This window comes from Caldichromatium japonicum (assembly GCF_011290485.1).
Taxonomy (GTDB): domain Bacteria; phylum Pseudomonadota; class Gammaproteobacteria; order Chromatiales; family Chromatiaceae; genus Thermochromatium; species Thermochromatium japonicum.
In genome coordinates this window covers 2,391,731-2,408,662 of sequence record NZ_CP048029.1, presented here as the reverse complement: position 1 = coordinate 2,408,662, position 16,932 = coordinate 2,391,731, and the positions used below count along the sequence as shown (strand labels likewise).

Sequence of the window (16,932 nt, the reverse complement as noted above, 5' to 3'; positions counted from 1 at the left end):
GGGTTCTCCGGGTCATGGGGCAGGTTCTCATCAACGGCGGCGCACCTCGTCGTCATCGGGCAGAATGCCCTCCGGCAGCCGGATGCCGGTGCCTTCGATGCGCACGCTGCCCAATACCACCTTCCCCGATCCAGCCACCGAGGCCAGTGTCGTGGGCAGATTGCCCAGTTCGCGTGCCTCGCCCTGGGCAGGCTGCATGGCCTGGCCGGTTAAGCCGCCGGTCGAACCACCACCGGTTAACCCCCCCGTCGCGTTTGCCGCGCCGGCTTGGATACTGGCAAGGGCGGCTTCGTAGCCCGTGCCGCCCGTCGAGCCACCGCCCGCCGAGCCACTGCCCGCCGAGCCACTGCCCGCCGAGCCATCGCCCGTCGAGCCATCGCCCGTCGAGCCATCGCCCGTCGAGCCATCGCCCGTCGAGCCACCGCCCGTCGAGCCACCGCCCGTCGAGCCACCGCCCGTCGAGCCACCGCCCGTCGAGCCACCGCCCGTCGAGCCACCCGCTGCTGTGATGGTCAAATCGGCGCCGACATAGGTGATGGCGTAGTTGGGATTGTTGGCATCGGTCACCGTCCCCTGCTGGATGGCATAGCTGCCCACGGCTTCGCCCGCAACGCGGGTGAGGCTGCCTGTCAGGGTTTCGCCTGCCACCAGACCGCAGTCAGATGACGCCGTGCCGCAGCCAGTGGTGTAGGTAAGCGGCGGGTCGGACTGGCCCTCTGTCTTGCTCTTGGCATCGGCCGTGACGGTGACGGGGCGGGGGGTGATGTCGGCGCTGGCCGTACCTGTGGTGTTTTGCAGGGCGTAGTTGCCGGCATCGGTGCCAGAGAGCGCGCCGCCGGTGATGTTGACGGTCTTGCCGTTGCCGACGTTCTTGTCGGCGAAGGCGCCGTTGGCGGTGATGCTGACGACATCACCCGTGATGATGTCGCCGCTCGCGGCCGAGACGGTGGCGGAGGTACCGCCGTCATAGACCTTGTTGGCCGCCGTGTAGATGGCAGTGAGCGCCTTGGGCGTAATGCTGGCAGTGGTGGTGGCGCCAGAACCCAGGGTGTAGTTGCCCGCGTCCGTGCCAGTGAGTGAGAGGCCCGAGATGGTCACCGTCTTGCCCGCACCGACGTGCTTGTCGGCAAAGCTTGCGCTGGCGGTGCCGGCAACGCTTACGTTATCACCGGCGACTACGCCGGAGAGCGTGCCGAGGCTTCCCAGGGTGGCCGCCGTCGTGCCGTCGTAGGTTTTGTCGTTGGCCGTCAGGCCGGAAAGCGACAGCGCCTTGGGCGTGATGTCGGCGCTGGCCGTGCCGGTGGTGTTCTGCAGGGCGTAGTTGCCGGCATCCGCGCCAGAGAGCGCGCCGCCAGTGATGTTGACGGTCTTGCCGGTGCCGACGTGCTTGTCGGCGAAGGCGCCGTTGGCGCTGATGCTGACGCTATCGCCCGTGATGATGTCGCTGCTCGCGGCCGAGACGGTGGCGGAGGTACCGCCGTCATAGACCTTGTTGGCCGCCGTGTAGATGGCAGTGAGCGCCTTGGGCGTAATGCTGGCAGTGGTGGTGGCGCCAGAACCCAGGGTGTAGTTGCCCGCGTCCGTGCCAGTGAGTGAGAGGCCCGAGATGGTCACCGTCTTGCCCGCACCGACGTGCTTGTCGGCAAAGCTTGCGCTGGCGGTGCCGGCAACGCTTACGTTATCACCGGCGACTACGCCGGAGAGCGTGCCGAGGCTTCCCAGGGTGGCCGCCGTCGTGCCGTCGTAGGTTTTGTCGTTGACCGTCAGGCCGGAAAGCGACAACGCCTTGGGGGTGATGTCGGCGCTGGCCGTACCTGTGGTGTTTTGCAGGGCGTAGTTGCCGGCATCGGTGCCAGAGAGCGCGCCGCCAGTGATGTTGACGGTCTTGCCGGTGCCGGCGTTCTTGTCGGCGAAGGCGCCGTTGGCGCTGATGCTGACGCTATCGCCCGTGATGATGTCGCTGCTCGCGGCCGAGACGGTGGCGGAGGTACCGCCGTCATAGACCTTGTTGGCCGCCGTGTAGATGGCAGTGAGCGCCTTGGGCGTAATGCTGGCAGTGGTGGTGGCGCCAGAACCCAGGGTGTAGTTGCCCGCGTCCGTGCCAGTGAGTGAGAGGCCCGAGATGGTCACCGTCTTGCCCGCACCGACGTGCTTGTCGGCAAAGCTTGCGCTGGCGGTGCCGGCAACGCTTACGTTATCACCGGCGACTACGCCGGAGAGCGTGCCGAGGCTTCCCAGGGTGGCCGCCGTCGTGCCGTCGTAGGTTTTGTCGTTGGCCGTCAGGCCGGAAAGCGACAGCGCCTTGGGCGTGATGTCGGCGCTGGCCGTGCCGGTGGTGTTCTGCAGGGCGTAGTTGCCGGCATCCGCGCCAGAGAGCGCGCCGCCAGTGATGTTGACGGTCTTGCCGGTGCCGACGTGCTTGTCGGCGAAGGCGCCGTTGGCGCTGATGCTGACGCTATCGCCCGTGATGATGTCGCTGCTCGCGGCCGAGACGGTGGCGGAGGTACCGCCGTCATAGACCTTGTTGGCCGCCGTGTAGATGGCAGTGAGCGCCTTGGGCGTAATGCTGGCAGTGGTGGTGGCGCCAGAACCCAGGGTGTAGTTGCCCGCGTCCGTGCCAGTGAGTGAGAGGCCCGAGATGGTCACCGTCTTGCCCGCACCGACGTGCTTGTCGGCAAAGCTTGCGCTGGCGGTGCCGGCAACGCTTACGTTATCACCGGCGACTACGCCGGAGAGCGTGCCGAGGCTTCCCAGGGTGGCCGCCGTCGTGCCGTCGTAGGTTTTGTCGTTGGCCGTCAGGCCGGAAAGCGACAGCGCCTTGGGCGTAATGCTGGCAGTGGTGGTGGCGCCAGAACCCAGGGTGTAGTTGCCCGCGTCCGTGCCAGTGAGTGAGAGGCCCGAGATGGTCACCGTCTTGCCCGCACCGACGTGCTTGTCGGCAAAGCTTGCGCTGGCGGTGCCGGCAACGCTTACGTTATCACCGGCGACTACGCCGGAGAGCGTGCCGAGGCTTCCCAGGGTGGCCGCCGTCGTGCCGTCGTAGGTTTTGTCGTTGACCGTCAGGCCGGAAAGCGACAGCGCCTTGGGCGTAATGCTGGCAGTGGTGGTGGCGCCAGAACCCAGGGTGTAGTTGCCCGCGTCCGTGCCAGTGAGTGAGAGGCCCGAGATGGTCACCGTCTTGCCCGCACCGACGTGCTTGTCGGCAAAGCTTGCGCTGGCGGTGCCGGCAACGCTTACGTTATCACCGGCGACTACGCCGGAGAGCGTGCCGAGGCTTCCCAGGGTGGCCGCCGTCGTGCCGTCGTAGGTTTTGTCGTTGACCGTCAGGCCGGAAAGCGACAGCGCCTTGGGCGTAATGCTGGCAGTGGTGGTGGCGCCAGAACCCAGGGTGTAGTTGCCCGCGTCCGTGCCAGTGAGTGAGAGGCCCGAGATGGTCACCGTCTTGCCCGCACCGACGTGCTTGTCGGCAAAGCTTGCGCTGGCGGTGCCGGCAACGCTTACGTTATCACCGGCGACTACGCCGGAGAGCGTGCCGAGGCTTCCCAGGGTGGCCGCCGTCGTGCCGTCGTAGGTTTTGTCGTTGGCCGTCAGGCCGGAAAGCGACAGCGCCTTGGGCGTGATGTCGGCGCTGGCCGTGGTTTGCCCGGAGAAGGCGTAGTTGCCGGCATCCGCCCCGCCGAAGGTGAGATTGACGGTCTTGTTAGTGCCGACGTTCTTGTCGGTGAAGGTGCCGGTGGCGGTGATGTCGTCTCCCGACACCAAGCCGGTGAAGTTGCTCGGTGTGTAACTGAGCGTGGCCGCCGTCGTGCCGTCGTAGGTCTTGTTGTTGGCGGTGATGCCCGAGACGGTGAGCAGCTTCTGAGTGATGGTATATGCCACGCTGCGCGTGCCCACGAGGTCGTAGCCCTGCTGGTTGGAATACAGGGCCGCCGTGTAGCTGCCGGCGTTTTTCTGCCCCAGGACGGTGCCGCTCAGGAGGATCTTCGAGGGATCGTATGGGGTTGCGAAGGTGAACCCGGTTGGGCCGGTGACTGCGTTCCCGTCATAGGTCTTGCTGACCGTGGCGCCCGAGGTGATGGTCAAGGGCGTGAGGAAGCTCCTCAAGAGCGGGTAGCTGTCGCCCTCGTAGATGCGCCAGACCTTGCCCGTGCCGCCGTCGTCGTCGATGCCCCAGCCGGAGAAGGTGGCAAGCTGCTTCATTTGGGCGGTGGTGAGCCCCGTCCCGCCGGCGCTGGCCGATTGGCCGGTGGTGGTTGTGTCCCAGAAGCTGTCAGTGACGGCGCCGGCGTTGTACCCCACCAGCCCGCCGACGTAGTCGCTGCCCGTCACGGCGCCGGTGGCGTAGCTGTGGGTGACGGTGCTGTAGTAGTTCTGCCCCACCAGCCCGCCGACGTAGTCGCTGCCCGTCACGGCGCCGGTGGCGTAGCTGTGGGTGATGGTGCTGGAGATGTTGTTCACCCCCACCAGCCCGCCGACGTTGCTGCCGCTACCCGTCACGTCGCCGGTGGCGTAGCTGTGGGTGATGGTGCTGGAGATGTTGTTCACCCCCACCAGCCCGCCGACGTTGCTGCCGCTACCCGTCACGTCGCCGGTGGCGTAGCTGTGGGTGATGGTGCTGGATTGGTTGTTCACCCCCACCAGCCCGCCGACGTTGCTGCTCCCCGTCACGGCGCCGGTGGCGTAGCTGTGGGTGACGGTGCTGGAGTTGTAGTTCCTCCCCACCAGCCCGCCGACGGGGCCAGCCCCCGACACGGCGCCGGTGGCATAGCTGTCGGTGATGGTGCTGGAGTTGAAGTTGTACCCCACCAGCCCGCCGACTTCGAATCTACCCGTCACGGCGCCGCCCTCTAGCCCCACGTTGCCGATCCGGGCGCCGTCGGTTGCGCCAAACAGGCCGACGCCGTCGGTCAAAGGTCTGTCGATGGTGAGACCCGAGAGGGTATGCCCCAGCCCATCGAAGCGGCCGGTGAATTTGTTGGTGTCATTGCCAATCGGCACGAAGCCTTGCTTGTTGCCAGAACCATCGACGTTCCAGTTAGCTGTGCCAGAAGCATCGATGTCCGCGCCGAGGACGTAGTTGCCCGAAAACTTGCCCGACTCTGCCAGCCCTTGCAGGCTGTTGGTCGCCGAAGCGTTGGACTCATCCCCCGCGCTGCCCAGGCTGGTGATGACCGTCCAGGTGAGGGGCGTGCCATCCGAGCCCAGCTTGGTGAAGAAGTTGGGCCCAGCTTGCAGATCGATCTTGCCGGTGAAGCCGCTGCCTGTGAGGCCAAAGCCGTAGGTGGCGTCGTTGTTGGATGCGACTTCTCCCTGACCATATTGGAGTTCGACCTGGCCTGAGCCACCCGAGGCATCGATCGTGGTAAGGATTTCAATGTTGCCGTTGGCTTTGAGCCTGAGCGTGCCTTGGCTGAAAGTGATCGGATCGATGATGCGCAGGTCGTTGGCCGCGCTGCCGGTGCCGGTGATGGTGCGCGTGGCGTAGCTGATGTCGTAGCCCTGCTGGTTGGAGGAGGTGCCTCTGAGGCTTGCGATCATCTGATCCGCCGTGGCGCTGCTCTCCAGAGTAAACGTGGGGGTCAAAATCTTGCTGGCATCCACCCCCGTTTCCGCATAGGCGGCGATATTCCCAACGCTGCCGCTTCCGCTATAGGTGGGGGTGAGTGTCAGCGGCGTCAGGAAGCTCCTCAGGAGCGGGTAGCTGTTGCCGTCGTAGATGCGCCAGACCTTGCCCGTGCCGCCAGCGTCGTCGATGTCCCAGCCTGCCGAGGTGTAGGTGGAAAGCTGCTTCATTTCGGCGGCGGTCTTGCCGGTGCCGTTCGAGTTTCCAGTCCAGGGGCTAGTGGCTACTCCGCCGTTGTTGATGGTGTTTCCGTTGGCATCGGTGGTGGCGTAGAAGCTGCCGCTGACGGTGCCGGAGTTGCTCCCCACCAGCCCGCCGAAGTCACTGCCACTCCCAGTCACGGCGCCGGTGGCGTAGCTGTTGCTGACGGTGCCGGCGTTGCTCCCCACCAGCCCGCCGACGGAGCTGTCAATCCCAGTCACGTCGCCGGTGGCGTAGCTGTGGGTGATTTCGCTGGAGTCGAAGTTGATCCCCACCAGCCCGCCGACGGCGCTACTCCCCGTCACGGTTCCAGTGGCGTAGCTGTGGGTGACGGTGCTGGATTGGTTCCACCCCACCAGCCCGCCGACGTAGGATTGGCCCCTCATACTGCCGCCCACCAGCCCCACGTTGCCGATCCGGGCGCCGTAGGTCCAGCCAAACAGGCCGACGAAGTTGGTCGATCTGTTGATGGTGAGCCCCGAGAGGGTATGCCCCAGCCCATCGAAGCGGCCGGTGAATTTGTTGGCGCTATTGCCAATCGGCACGAAGCCTTGCTTGTTGCCAGAGCCATCGTCGTTCCAGTTAGCTGTGCCAGAAGCATCGATGTCCGCGCCGAGGACGTAGTTGCCCGAAAGCTTGCTCGAATGCGCCAGCCCTTGCAGGCTGTTGGTCGCCGAAGCGTTGGACTCATCCCCCGCGCTGCCCAGGCTGGTGATGACCGTCCAGGTGAGGGGCGTGCCGTCCGAGCCCAGCTTGGTGAGGAAGTTGGGCCCGGCTTGCAGATCGATCTTGCCGGTGAGGCTGTAGGTGGCGGTGTTGCCGGATGCGACTGCTCCCTGCCCGTATTCGAGAGCGACCTGGCCGCCGCTGCCGCCCGAGGCATCGATGGTGGCGAGGATCTCGATGTTGCGGTAGGCCGAGAGGGTGAGCGTTTTGCCCGACGACCAGGTGACATCGTCGCGCACGAAGATGTCGCCGTTGCCGCTGGTGGTGCCGCTACTGGAGGCAATCGTCACATCCCCTGAGGCAAGGCTCGATGAGAGCGTGCCGCCGGTGATGTCCCCGCCACTTGCCGCGATGGTGAAGTCGTTGGGGTCGATCAGCCAATGCCCGGCCTTGACCTGCGCGGCGTCGGTGACCTTGACCTTGGCCGCGCTGGTCTCGACGAAGCCGCCCCCAACCCCCGCGCCCGCCTCCGGGTGGGCGGAGGCATCGAGCGTACCCGCGACATCGACCTGCCCCCTGGCCATGTCGCCCATGAGATAGATCGCGCCCTTGTCATCGACCGAGAGGCTGCGGGCTTCGGTGATGCCGCTGTGGTTGATGACGGCTGTGCTGAGTTCATCGGCGGCCTGGGCGGTGAGATAGACAAGCCCCCCGTCGGCGCGGATCGCCCCGCCTTGTTCGACGAGGGCATCGAGCGCCCCTTCCTCGACCTGGATTCTCACCGGCCCGCCCAAATCGAGGGTGACGGTCTTGCCCGCGCCCAGGAGCACCTGGCCCCGCGGGGCGTCGATCGTGCCGACGTTTTCGATGCGGGCGGCGATCAGCGCCACCGTGCCGCCCGCGCCGGCGCGAATCGTGCCTTCGTTGCGGATCGCCGCCTGCGATGCGCCGGAGAAGCGCAGCCGGCCAGCGAGGAAGTCGGCGTTGGAGAGATTCTGGGTGGAGGCCACGAGGCCGCCGACATCGACCTGGGCCGAGGGGGTGAAGAGCACGCCGTTGGGGTTGATGAGGAAGACCTGGCCGTTGGCGGAAAGCGCTCCCTGGATGACCGAAGGCTCGCTGCCCAGCACGCGGTTGAGCGCAATGCTCGATGCCGAGGGCTGCACGAAGTTGACCGCATACTCTTGCCCGATGGAGAAGCTCTGCCAGTCGGCGGCCATCTTGCCGGTGGTTTGGGTGATGGTCAGGGTGTTGCCGGACTGGCTGATCGTGCCGGTGCCCGCGGTGATCTGTCCGCCCGTGGGCAGATTGGCCGCGCAAGCGGGCGCGAGCGGGACGGCAAGCAGCCCAGCCGCGACGAGGGCCGAGACAAGGCCGGAGGAGGCGCGCTTACCGCGCGCGCGGGCGATTTCGGCCACGGCGACGAAGGCGTGAAGACGATCGCTCCAAACGAGACGATAAGCGCGGTTCATGGTTCCGGTCTTCCCATTCATTCAGAAAACCGGGGAATTCTCCATGAGGCCGGCGGGTGTTACCATCCGCTCGTTAGCGGAGATGACGGATCGGGGGACGCTGGGAGGACTTCTCATGATCAGGACGGTGCGCGAAGCGGATCTGGACGCCCTGACGCGGCTGTGGCAGGAACTGGCAGAGGCGCCGGCGGCCGAGCACGAGGCGGCGCTACGCCATTGTTTCGAAGCGCTGTGCCGCATGATCGGCGCAGCGAACGCCTCTTGGGTGGGCATCTGCCGCGAACCCGCAGAAGACCCCTACGCGGGCTGGCGCATCCGCGCGCTGGATCATTTCCACAACCGCGAACGGCGGCTCGCGCTCGGGCTGCAGATCGCCGAACGCATCGCCCAAGGCGAAGTCGATCCGCATGTGATGGCGGTGGCCCGGCACGCCGGCAGGCCGCGCTGCCATCTGCGCGCCGAGCTGGTGAGCGAGCGGGAATGGCAACAGAGCTGGACGATCCACGAAGCCTTCCGCGAGGAGCGCATCATCGACCGGCTCGATGGCGGCGTGCCGGTCGGCGCCGACTGCGAGGTGCACTTCGTGCTCGACCGGCGCGCGGGCGAGCCGCCGAGCGCGAGCGCGACCTCTTGCGCTTCTTCCTGCTCGGCGCCCAAAGTTTTTTACGCGAGACGCTGCTCGCGCGCGGGCTGATCCATGCCGCCGCCCCCTTCAGCCCGCGGGAACGCCAGGTGCTCGCGCTGCTGCTCACCGATGCGAACGAAAAGGAAATCGCCCGGCAGCTTGCCATCGGCCACCGCACGGTGCACCAGCACGCCGAGGCGATCTACGCCAAGCTCGGGGTGCGCGGGCGCGTCGGCCTCATGGCCCTGTGGCTGCGCCACCAGCGCGCGGGGCAGGCCGACCCCAGGGCGCCGCCGTCCGCGCCGCTCCGGCTACCCGAGGAGGCGCAGGCGAACGCATGCCGGGAACTCGGCTGGCACGCTATTGCACCGAATGGTACGATTTTTTGATGAGAAGGGTATTCCGAACCCGCACCTTCACCCGCTGGATGGCCAAGGCTGGTTTGACCGACGAAGCCTTGTGTAAAGCCGTCGCCGAGATGGGTCAAGGGCTCATCGACGCGGACTTGGGCGGCCATGTGGTCAAGAAGCGGGTTGCGCTGCCTGGCCAGGGCAAGCGGGGCGCAGCGAGGACCATCGTGGCGACCAAGCTGGCCGAGCGGTGGTTTTTTCTATACGGGTTTGGCAAGAATGAGCGTGCCAACATCGATCAGGACGAATTGAAGGTGTTACGGGAGATGGCAAAGGAACTGTTGGCTTTTGATGACCGACAACTGGCGACCGCTCTGATGGCGGGTGAGATCGTGGAGGTGTGTCATGGCAACGACGAGGCGCAAGAGTCGAATTCTGGATGAAATGCATGAGACCGCTCGTGGGCTGCACAGCGCAGGACTGATCAGCAAGCGTCGCATGGGCGAGTTCGAGGCGCTGTGCCATCTCAATGTCCACGAGATGCCCCCGCAAAAGATCAAGTCCCTGCGTGAGCGGGCGCGAATCAGCCAAGCCGTGCTCGCCGCCATTCTGAATACCAGTCTGTCTACGGTGCAGAAATGGGAGGCGGGCGACAAGAAACCGAGCGGGCCATCGTTGAAGTTGCTCAACCTCATCGAGCGCAAGGGGCTGGAGGCGGTTCTGTGATCGAGCGCTTTCAGAACCTCCAGCTTGCTGCCAGCCAGGCGCGCGGGTTGTGATCCTGGCTGTCCGATTGCGGTTGGCCGCCTTGGTTGCGCCAGGCGATGGCCGCATCCAGGTTCCACGGCCCGCTGGCAAGGCGCAGCCCCATCCCCGCGCCGCTGATGAGGCGGTGGTTGTCGGCAACTGCCGGGGTGATGCCGTCGGGCTTGGCGTTGACGCGGACCGCGCCGGCGTCGTAGAAGAGATAGGGCTCAAAGGCGCCCAGCCGGTAGCGCGCCTCGAGCTGCAAGAGCCAGCCCTCGTCCCCCAAACCTTCGCCTTGCGGATAGGCCCTCACACCCGTAGCCCCGCCCAGGAGGAAGCGCTCGGAAGAATCCAGGTTCTTGCCCGCCCATTGCGCGGAGAGCCGGCCGAAGAGCGTGAGGTTGGACAGAGGAGTCGTCTGCAGGCGGGCGAGATCGAGGTTCCACTTGTCGAAATGCCCGCGCGTGTCGCGGCCGCTGGCGATGTCTGCGGCTTTGAGCACGGCATCGAGATCGAGCTGTCCGGCGGTGTAGGCAAGCGTCCCGTAGGTGAGACCGGAGCCGTCCCGGCGGTTGAACTGCAAGGCGAGGGGCGCGAGGTCGCTTGACTTGTCGTTGCGGGTCGAGGTGGCGTCCTGGCGGTCTTCGAGCGCCTTGTGCTGGTAGCCTGCGACGAGGATGAGGTTGGCTGCCTGGGAACGGATGAGCGGGTAGGCGAGATTGAGCCCCGCCACGTCCGCCGTGCCGCGGGCCTTAAGGTTCTTGAAGTCCTTGCCGAGCTCGTAGTAGGTGTGGGCGTAGCTCAATCCCCCGCGCAGGCCTGATGCGCCCAGCGGCAGGCTGTAGCCGAGGCTTCCCTGCCACAGCCCTTCGTCGGAGACGAGCGCCTGCGCCTTGATCTGATCGCCCAGCAGGAAGGGGCTGTCGGCTTGCACGTTGGCGCGGAGGCGGTTTTGGCCGCTGAAGCGGTTGCCGTGGTTGTCCAGGCCCACTTCGCCCTTGAGCGTCGGCTCGCGCCCGACCTCCACGATGAGATCGCCCGCGCCGACCTCCTGCCCCGGGCGCAGCAGGGGCCGCACGCGGATGCCGGGCTGATCTGAGAGTATCAGCGTGGCGCGCTCAAGCGGCGCAGCAGAAATGACCTCTCCGGGTTTTAGAGCCTCCAAAAACGCCTGCGCTTCCTCGGCCATCTCGCCTTGAGCTTCGACCTTGCCGTAACGCCCTTCGATGATCTCAATGGCGAGCACTCCGCCTTCTATCTTCTGCGCTTTGAGCACGGCTCGGGCAAAGGGATAGCCCTGGGCGCGGTAGTGCTCGGTGATCCGGCGCGCCAGCGCTTTCAGTCCGGCGAGATCATACGAGCGGCCCCGGTAGTCGCCATAACTGCCATTATCATGAACGCAGATTTTTTGCTGCAAGTCGGCTTGGCAAAAACAAGGCGGAAAAACACTATAGAAAACAATTTCTTACGCAAGCGTTACCGCTATATTTTAAGCGACAGAGACAAGAAGGAGTAGAAGCGATGACTCTGTTATTGATAAGAAACATGCTTTTGAAATTGAGTGAGCTGTCCTGATGTCGTGGGCATGGAAAGACGAGACATGAGATTGCTGTCGTTTGCGGCGCGCGAAGAGCGGCGGCGTAGCTGGAGGTATGAAGCGATAGGCGCGCAGAGGGGATTGTTGGGCGCAGGGGTGTTCGACATCTGCAAAGGCTATGGGCGCGAAGGGACCCAAGGACAAGCGGGGTGGGCGCAAGGTGGGTGAGAAGCGGGCGCTGTTGGCGGAGCAGGACGCCCAGATACGCAAGCTCATGTGCGACGGGACACCGGATGAGCTGAAGCTGCCGTTTGCGCTGTGGAGCCGGCAGGCGGTGCGGCAGTTGATCCTCGACCGTTTTGGCATCGAGCTCAGGCCGCAGGGGGAAGGCAAGTACATGGTGCGCTGGGGATTGACGCCCCAGAACACGTGACGCTTGCGGTCGCCTGACTTGCGCGCCGGAGCGTGCGCGGTCAGGCGACGTCTGGCACTGACAGGCAAGGATAGGTGGTTGCTTGGTGATGGTATTTTTGATGGTATCTATTAAAATCTATCACTAAAATAGACTAAAATTCAATATGTTGAGCTTCTCGTTGATGAGTGAGTGGAATAGATCGCTGGCGGTTGAGCTGGGTGGAAGTGCCGAATAAACCCCGTGCTCGTCATTGCGGCGAAGGCCGGAATCCAGAGAACTCAGTGAGATACGCAGGCGCCGGATGCGTTGCTGTGCATCACCCAGCACTGATTTAGCAGAGGGAGGGGTCGGTGATCTGGACATCTGAGGACCTCTTCTGGATGCGGCGCGCCCTGGCTCTAGCCCAGCGCGCTGCTGAAGAGGGCGAGGTGCCGGTCGGGGCGGTGTTGGTGCGAGAAGGGGCGCTCATCGGCGAGGGCTGGAACTGCCCGATCCGCGCCCATGATCCCAGCGCCCATGCCGAGATCCAGGCGTTGCGCGAGGCCGGCAGGCAGGTTGGTAACTACCGTTTACCCGGCTCCGTGCTCTATGTCACCCTCGAGCCCTGTGTCATGTGCGCTGGCGCGATGATCCATGCCCGCATCGCGCGGGTGATCTATGGCGCCCCTGATCCCAAGGCCGGCGCCTGCGGGAGCGTCTTTGACCTCTTGCCCTCAGATCGACGCTTCAATCATCGCACTGCGGTCGAAGGAGGGCTCTTGGCTGAGGTATGCGGGGGGCTCTTGCGTGACTTTTTTCGCACCCGTCGGCTTGAGGCGGTTGCACCCTGTCACTCGCGGCCTGTGCGATAGCTCGACTGATAGAGGCGCATCTCGTGCAGTTGCTTAGCAGGGACCGGCATGCCGAAGAGCCTGAAGTAGGTCTCGGCAAAATGCCGATCCGCCCCCAGGATATGGGCCAAAAGCCAGTCGCGGATGATGGCCTGATGCGCTTCATCAAAGACCTGTAATCTTTCTTGCCGCCAGTCGCGTAAAAGCGCCGTGAACTCGGCCATGAGCAGGGCGTGTTCGCTTTCATGCTCACCGATGAACTCATAGTCGAATGAACGCATGAACGCCTCTTCGCGTTTGAAATGGGCGCGTACCGACTCGCCGAATTGGGTGAGCGCATCCATGAGCACCTTGGCATCTGCAACCAGGGCATATCCAGATTCGGGGCAGAAACGCAGGCAGATATCGGCGAGCTCGGCAATCAGCTCGCGGTGATCCTGATCGAGTGTTTCGATATTGAGCGACCATTCATCGTGCCAGGTCAGTAGTTTGGGCATGGGCTCCTCCTCTCGGCGTGCAGCTAGCGGTTGAGCGCACGCCTAGCTGTTCTATTATGAGGTCTGGCTTGGCCTCAAACCGGCCAAAAAATTGACGATTCGCAGTCGTTCTTGTCGTCGAAAACAGCAGGGCGCATCCATCAGCGCCCCCTAAAGGCCAGGATACGCACCGATTGACCCGCTAGCGTTGGATCTTGACACCGGCGCTGCCTGTCTGCGAGGGCCGCGCCGAGATCAGAGATCAGGCGCCGGTGCACGGCCTTTAGATCCCTAAAATAATAGACGATCTCGCAAGGGACTGGGGCACTGAGCGAATCACGCGTTCCCCGCAGATGCCAGGCAAGTTGGATCAACCGTCCGCCCTCGCCGTTCTGATAGGCATAGCCGCCCAGGGCATCGACGAAGCACACCTCAGTGCGCTCGACCACCGCCAGATATTGCATAGTCCGGATCGGCACGAACACATAGGTATTACCCGTCTGTCTAAGCAGGGTGCGCATGGCGTTATAGAGCGGCGCTGGGATCGCGCTTGACTCGCGCATCTGTTCCGGGGGTCTAAAAAAGGTCTCGGGGACGAAATAGGGCATAAAATGGATCGGGCGCGCCAAGGGTAGGATAGACTTGCCTGTGAATCTAGATGAATCTTGCGCAGCCCGTCACGCCAGCCAATCTATCGCTATCTGGCCTGCAGGCTCTAGACGTCGGCTCGCTGTCCTGACCCCCAGGACCCTCTGCAGGAGACATCTAAATCGAATGCGCAGGGAGTGTAGCAGTCGCCTTGTATCTTGGCGCTAATCGGTCTCATCGAGTTGCGGATCCCAGCCGGCGGCGCGGGCTGCGGCAATGGCTGCCTCATAGATCCGCGCATGGCGTTCCCTAAGCGCAGGGGGTAGGTTGGAAATCAAATGACCATAGGGTTCCCAGGCCGCGGTCACCTTGTCATATAGGGCATCGAGTTGCTGGACGGTCCAGCCCGCGCAGGTCTCGGTCTCAGGGATGATGCCAAAGACCCAGGCGTCGCGGATGATATTGGCGGTGGGGTCCATTGCCCCTGGATGTTGATCGATACCGGCATAGCGTTTGTGGTTCATGATGGTTCCCTCGGTTGCACAAGGCATGATTGAGCAAGTTTACAATCAGGCGAGAAGCGGATGGCCGAAACGATCATCGAACTGATGCGTCATGGCGAACCCTTGGGCGGGGGGCGTTATCGCGGCTGCGGGATCGATGACCCGCTCTCGCCGCTGGGTTGGGCGCAGATGCGCCGGGCTGTCGGCGAGCACTGCCAGTGGGACCAGGTCATCAGCTCACCGCTGCGCCGCTGCCGATCTTTTGCCATTGAGCTTGCGGCACGTTTTAGCCTGCCTTTGGCCATCGAACCGGATCTACGCGAGATCGGTATGGGCGCCTGGGAGGGCCGCTCATACCAAGAGGTCCGCGCGCAGGACGCCGAACATTTTGCGGCCTTGCAGCGCGATCCAGCCGCTGTACGCCCGCCAGAGGGTGAACCGCTCGCCAACTTTCAGCAGCGGGTGGTCGGGGTCTATGAGCGCCAACTACGGGTCTATCCGGGGCGGCGGCTGTTGATCATCTGTCATGCCGGGGTCATTCGCGCCATCCTCGGCCATGTCCTGGCCTGCCCACCTGAGGGTTGGTATCGCTTGCAGATCGGGCATGCGACCATCAGTCAGATCCGTATAGACCGGTTTGGCGTGAGGTCTGTGGCCATCCAGAGCTCACTGCCAGGGCCTTGAGGCACCGCTGATGCATTCGTCACACCGGCCAACGCCGGTGTCCAGTGTATTTTGACCGGCGCCCGGCCTGTGCTGGAAGGACCAAAGCGCAATCAAGCAGCGATCCTCAAAGATCGAGATACCTCCATGGAAACGCTGAAAAAGTCCCATATCGTCATTTCGGCGAAGGCTGGAATCCAGAAAAATCAATGAGAGGCGAAGACAGCGGATGCGTGGCTGCATATGAATCAGTGTTTCCCTCTACAAGGCTTCGAATCTATCCCAGCAGTTATCCAAGTGAGAGGTGCATTGGGGATTAAAGACACTGCCCTACCGTTTTATACTCATCTCTTGACCACCCCTGATGCGATTGAATATGCACCGGACCGACGACCTGCGTATCCGTGATATCACCCGTGTACGCCCGCCGCGCGAACTGATCGATGAATATGCCATCACCGAGACCGCTACCGATACGGTCTATCACACCCGTCAGGCGATCCAACGGATCCTCCATGGGCGCGAGGATCGCCTCCTGGTCGTCGTCGGTCCCTGCTCGGTGCATGACCCCGAGGCGGCGCTCGCCTATGCAAGCAGGCTCAAGGCCGTGCGCGAGCGTCTCGCCGAGCATCTCTTGATCGTGATGCGGGTCTATTTTGAAAAACCGCGCACCACCATCGGCTGGAAGGGCTTGATCAATGATCCAAACCTCGACGGGAGCTTCGAGATCAACAAGGGGCTGGCGATCGCCCGCAAGTTGTTGCTTGATCTCAATAACATGGGCGTGCCGGCGGGTACCGAGTTTTTGGATCTCATCAGCCCGCAATATATCGCCGATCTGATCAGTTGGGGGGCGATCGGCGCGCGCACCACCGAAAGCCAGGGACACCGCGAGCTCGCCTCGGGTCTCTCCTGTCCGATCGGTTTTAAAAACGCCACCAATGGCGACATCAAGGTGGCGATCGATGCCATCCATGCTGCGGCGCGCCCGCATGTCTTTATGTCGGTGACCAAGGAAGGGCAATCGGCGATCTTCAGCACTACGGGAAACGTCGATACCCACATCATCCTGCGCGGCGGTCAGCGTCCAAACTATGACACCGAGAGCGTCAACATCGCCGCCGAGCAGATCGCCGCCTCCGGTCTCATCCCCAAGATCATGATCGACTTCAGCCACGCCAACAGCGGCAAGCGCCCCGAAAAACAGATCCTGATCTGCCAGGACGTCTGCGGTCAGATCGCGCGCGGCGATCGGCGGATCATGGGCGCGATGATCGAAAGCAACCTGGTCGCCGGCTGCCAGAACCCAAGCCCGCGCGATGAACTGACCTTCGGTCAGAGTATCACCGACCCCTGTCTCGGCTGGGAGGACACCGAACCCCTCTTGGATGAACTGGCCGAGGCGGTCGATAGACGCCGCCTCCGCTGTCGGGGGATGTCTTAGAGGATGGGGTGCGCGCCTTGGCTGAGAAAAGCCAGGGGCGCCAATCGCCGGAGTAGCGAGCGCATTGCGCATCAAAGGTTGAGGCCCGGACGCTCTGAAAAGGAGGACTTCCCGTGCATGCCCTGTGGAGATTGGCATCAGCGCTAGACGTGGCCTTGCTTTACCAGCAACCCCTCTGGGCCCAGGCCATCTATCGCTGTCAAATGCCCGACGGTCGCATCAGTTATCAGCAAGGTGCCTGTCCCGATCAGGCGAGCGCCACCTCTATCGAGACCAGCAAGCCCACAGCCCAGTCACCGACTTCCCAGGACTATTCAGTCACCTCCCAGGCCGAACGGATGCGTGCCGAGCGCCAGGCCAAGGAGCGTGCCCAAGCAGAGGCCCGCCAAAGACAGGCCGCGCGGTTAAAGGCCCAAGGAAATGCCGCCGTCCAAGCCGATCCGGTCAGGTGCGCGCATCATCGCGCCGAGGCCGCCAGATGGCAGCGGCAGCTCAAGTCCAGCCAGCGCACGCGCGAAGAACGGGTCTATCGGGAAAACAAGATCGCCTATCACCAGGCCATTATCGAGCGCTATTGCCGGGGATTAGGTGACAGCTCACTGAGCCCGCCCAGCTGCCGGCCTTGTTCTCTATGCTTGAGGCCGTCATTGCGCCGCTCGTTAGGATTGAGTTTTGGGCTGTAGGGCCTATTTGTTATGTCCCGGATGATTGTTGCCTCGCTTTTTTGGGGCGCCAGCAGCATATGGATGGGGGCGCACCATGGTGGAATCGATGAATGGCTATTCCAGGTCG

General features: G+C 63.7%; 15 protein-coding genes. 10 read left to right on the top strand and 5 right to left on the bottom strand.

Features of this window, described 5'->3' with window-relative positions; genetic code table 11:
* Positions 1–30 precede the first annotated feature (30 nt).
* Positions 31–7,962, bottom strand: coding sequence for a YDG domain-containing protein (locus tag GWK36_RS11680; RefSeq protein WP_166271313.1), 7,932 nt, complete (start codon positions 7,960–7,962; stop codon positions 31–33).
* A 115-nt stretch (positions 7,963–8,077) separates the two neighbouring features.
* On the opposite strand from GWK36_RS11680, the gene GWK36_RS11675 reads away from it, so the two are divergent.
* The 4 genes from GWK36_RS11675 to GWK36_RS11660 are packed head-to-tail and all read left to right on the top strand — an operon-like array spanning position 8,078 to position 9,663.
* Positions 8,078–8,656, top strand: coding sequence for a hypothetical protein (locus GWK36_RS11675; protein ID WP_166271311.1), 579 nt, complete (start codon positions 8,078–8,080; stop codon positions 8,654–8,656).
* On the top strand, positions 8,593–8,976 hold the full coding sequence (locus GWK36_RS11670; RefSeq protein WP_166271309.1) for a helix-turn-helix domain-containing protein: 384 nt from the start codon (positions 8,593–8,595) through the stop codon (positions 8,974–8,976). Before GWK36_RS11675 ends, GWK36_RS11670 begins: the two co-directional genes overlap by 64 nt.
* A complete protein-coding gene (locus GWK36_RS11665) occupies positions 8,976–9,380 on the top strand; it encodes a type II toxin-antitoxin system RelE/ParE family toxin (protein WP_166271307.1) in 405 nt (134 codons plus the stop codon). The genes GWK36_RS11670 and GWK36_RS11665 overlap by 1 nt, the downstream gene beginning before the upstream one ends.
* Positions 9,381–9,435: 55 nt before the next feature.
* Positions 9,436–9,663 carry a helix-turn-helix domain-containing protein gene (locus GWK36_RS11660; RefSeq protein ID WP_425482757.1) on the top strand — a complete coding sequence of 76 codons (228 nt, stop codon included), beginning with the start codon at positions 9,436–9,438 and terminating at the stop codon, positions 9,661–9,663.
* Between the two features lie 10 nt (positions 9,664–9,673).
* On the opposite strand, the gene GWK36_RS11655 is transcribed toward GWK36_RS11660, so the two are convergent.
* Positions 9,674–11,101, bottom strand: coding sequence for a ShlB/FhaC/HecB family hemolysin secretion/activation protein (locus GWK36_RS11655; RefSeq protein ID WP_210756766.1), 1,428 nt, complete (start codon positions 11,099–11,101; stop codon positions 9,674–9,676).
* A gap of 183 nt (positions 11,102–11,284) precedes the next feature.
* Between GWK36_RS11655 and GWK36_RS11650 the strand changes: the two genes are divergently transcribed.
* The 3 genes from GWK36_RS11650 to tadA all read left to right on the top strand — a co-directional run bounded on the left by GWK36_RS11650 (position 11,285) and on the right by tadA (position 12,487).
* The gene (locus GWK36_RS11650; protein WP_166271303.1) at positions 11,285–11,449 is read left to right on the top strand and encodes a hypothetical protein; all 165 of its coding nucleotides are present in this window, start codon (positions 11,285–11,287) and stop codon (positions 11,447–11,449) included.
* A complete protein-coding gene (locus tag GWK36_RS11645) occupies positions 11,442–11,654 on the top strand; it encodes a winged helix-turn-helix domain-containing protein (RefSeq protein ID WP_166271301.1) in 213 nt (70 codons plus the stop codon). The genes GWK36_RS11650 and GWK36_RS11645 overlap by 8 nt, the downstream gene beginning before the upstream one ends.
* A gap of 362 nt (positions 11,655–12,016) precedes the next feature.
* A complete protein-coding gene (gene tadA / locus GWK36_RS11640) occupies positions 12,017–12,487 on the top strand; it encodes a tRNA adenosine(34) deaminase TadA (RefSeq protein ID WP_166272675.1) in 471 nt (156 codons plus the stop codon).
* Here tadA and GWK36_RS11635 read toward each other — a convergent pair.
* The 3 genes from GWK36_RS11635 to GWK36_RS11625 all read right to left on the bottom strand — a co-directional run bounded on the left by GWK36_RS11635 (position 12,466) and on the right by GWK36_RS11625 (position 14,054).
* Positions 12,466–12,963 carry a bacteriohemerythrin gene (locus GWK36_RS11635; RefSeq protein WP_166271299.1) on the bottom strand — a complete coding sequence of 166 codons (498 nt, stop codon included), beginning with the start codon at positions 12,961–12,963 and terminating at the stop codon, positions 12,466–12,468. The two genes, tadA and GWK36_RS11635, sit on opposite strands and share 22 nt — an antisense overlap.
* A 140-nt stretch (positions 12,964–13,103) precedes the next feature.
* Positions 13,104–13,550, bottom strand: coding sequence for a hypothetical protein (locus tag GWK36_RS11630; protein WP_166271297.1), 447 nt, complete (start codon positions 13,548–13,550; stop codon positions 13,104–13,106).
* A gap of 204 nt (positions 13,551–13,754) precedes the next feature.
* Positions 13,755–14,054: a hypothetical protein gene (locus GWK36_RS11625; protein WP_166271295.1), complete on the bottom strand. Its 300-nt coding sequence runs from the start codon at positions 14,052–14,054 to the stop codon at positions 13,755–13,757.
* A gap of 60 nt (positions 14,055–14,114) precedes the next feature.
* Between GWK36_RS11625 and GWK36_RS11620 the strand changes: the two genes are divergently transcribed.
* From GWK36_RS11620 to GWK36_RS11610, 3 genes are all read left to right on the top strand, one after another.
* On the top strand, positions 14,115–14,717 hold the full coding sequence (locus GWK36_RS11620; RefSeq protein WP_166271293.1) for a histidine phosphatase family protein: 603 nt from the start codon (positions 14,115–14,117) through the stop codon (positions 14,715–14,717).
* Positions 14,718–15,072: 355 nt separating this feature from the next.
* A complete protein-coding gene (locus tag GWK36_RS11615) occupies positions 15,073–16,140 on the top strand; it encodes a 3-deoxy-7-phosphoheptulonate synthase (RefSeq protein WP_281352056.1) in 1,068 nt (355 codons plus the stop codon).
* 149 nt (positions 16,141–16,289) lie between these two features.
* Positions 16,290–16,823: a DUF4124 domain-containing protein gene (locus tag GWK36_RS11610; RefSeq protein ID WP_166271291.1), complete on the top strand. Its 534-nt coding sequence runs from the start codon at positions 16,290–16,292 to the stop codon at positions 16,821–16,823.
* The last annotated feature ends 109 nt before the right edge of the window (positions 16,824–16,932 follow it).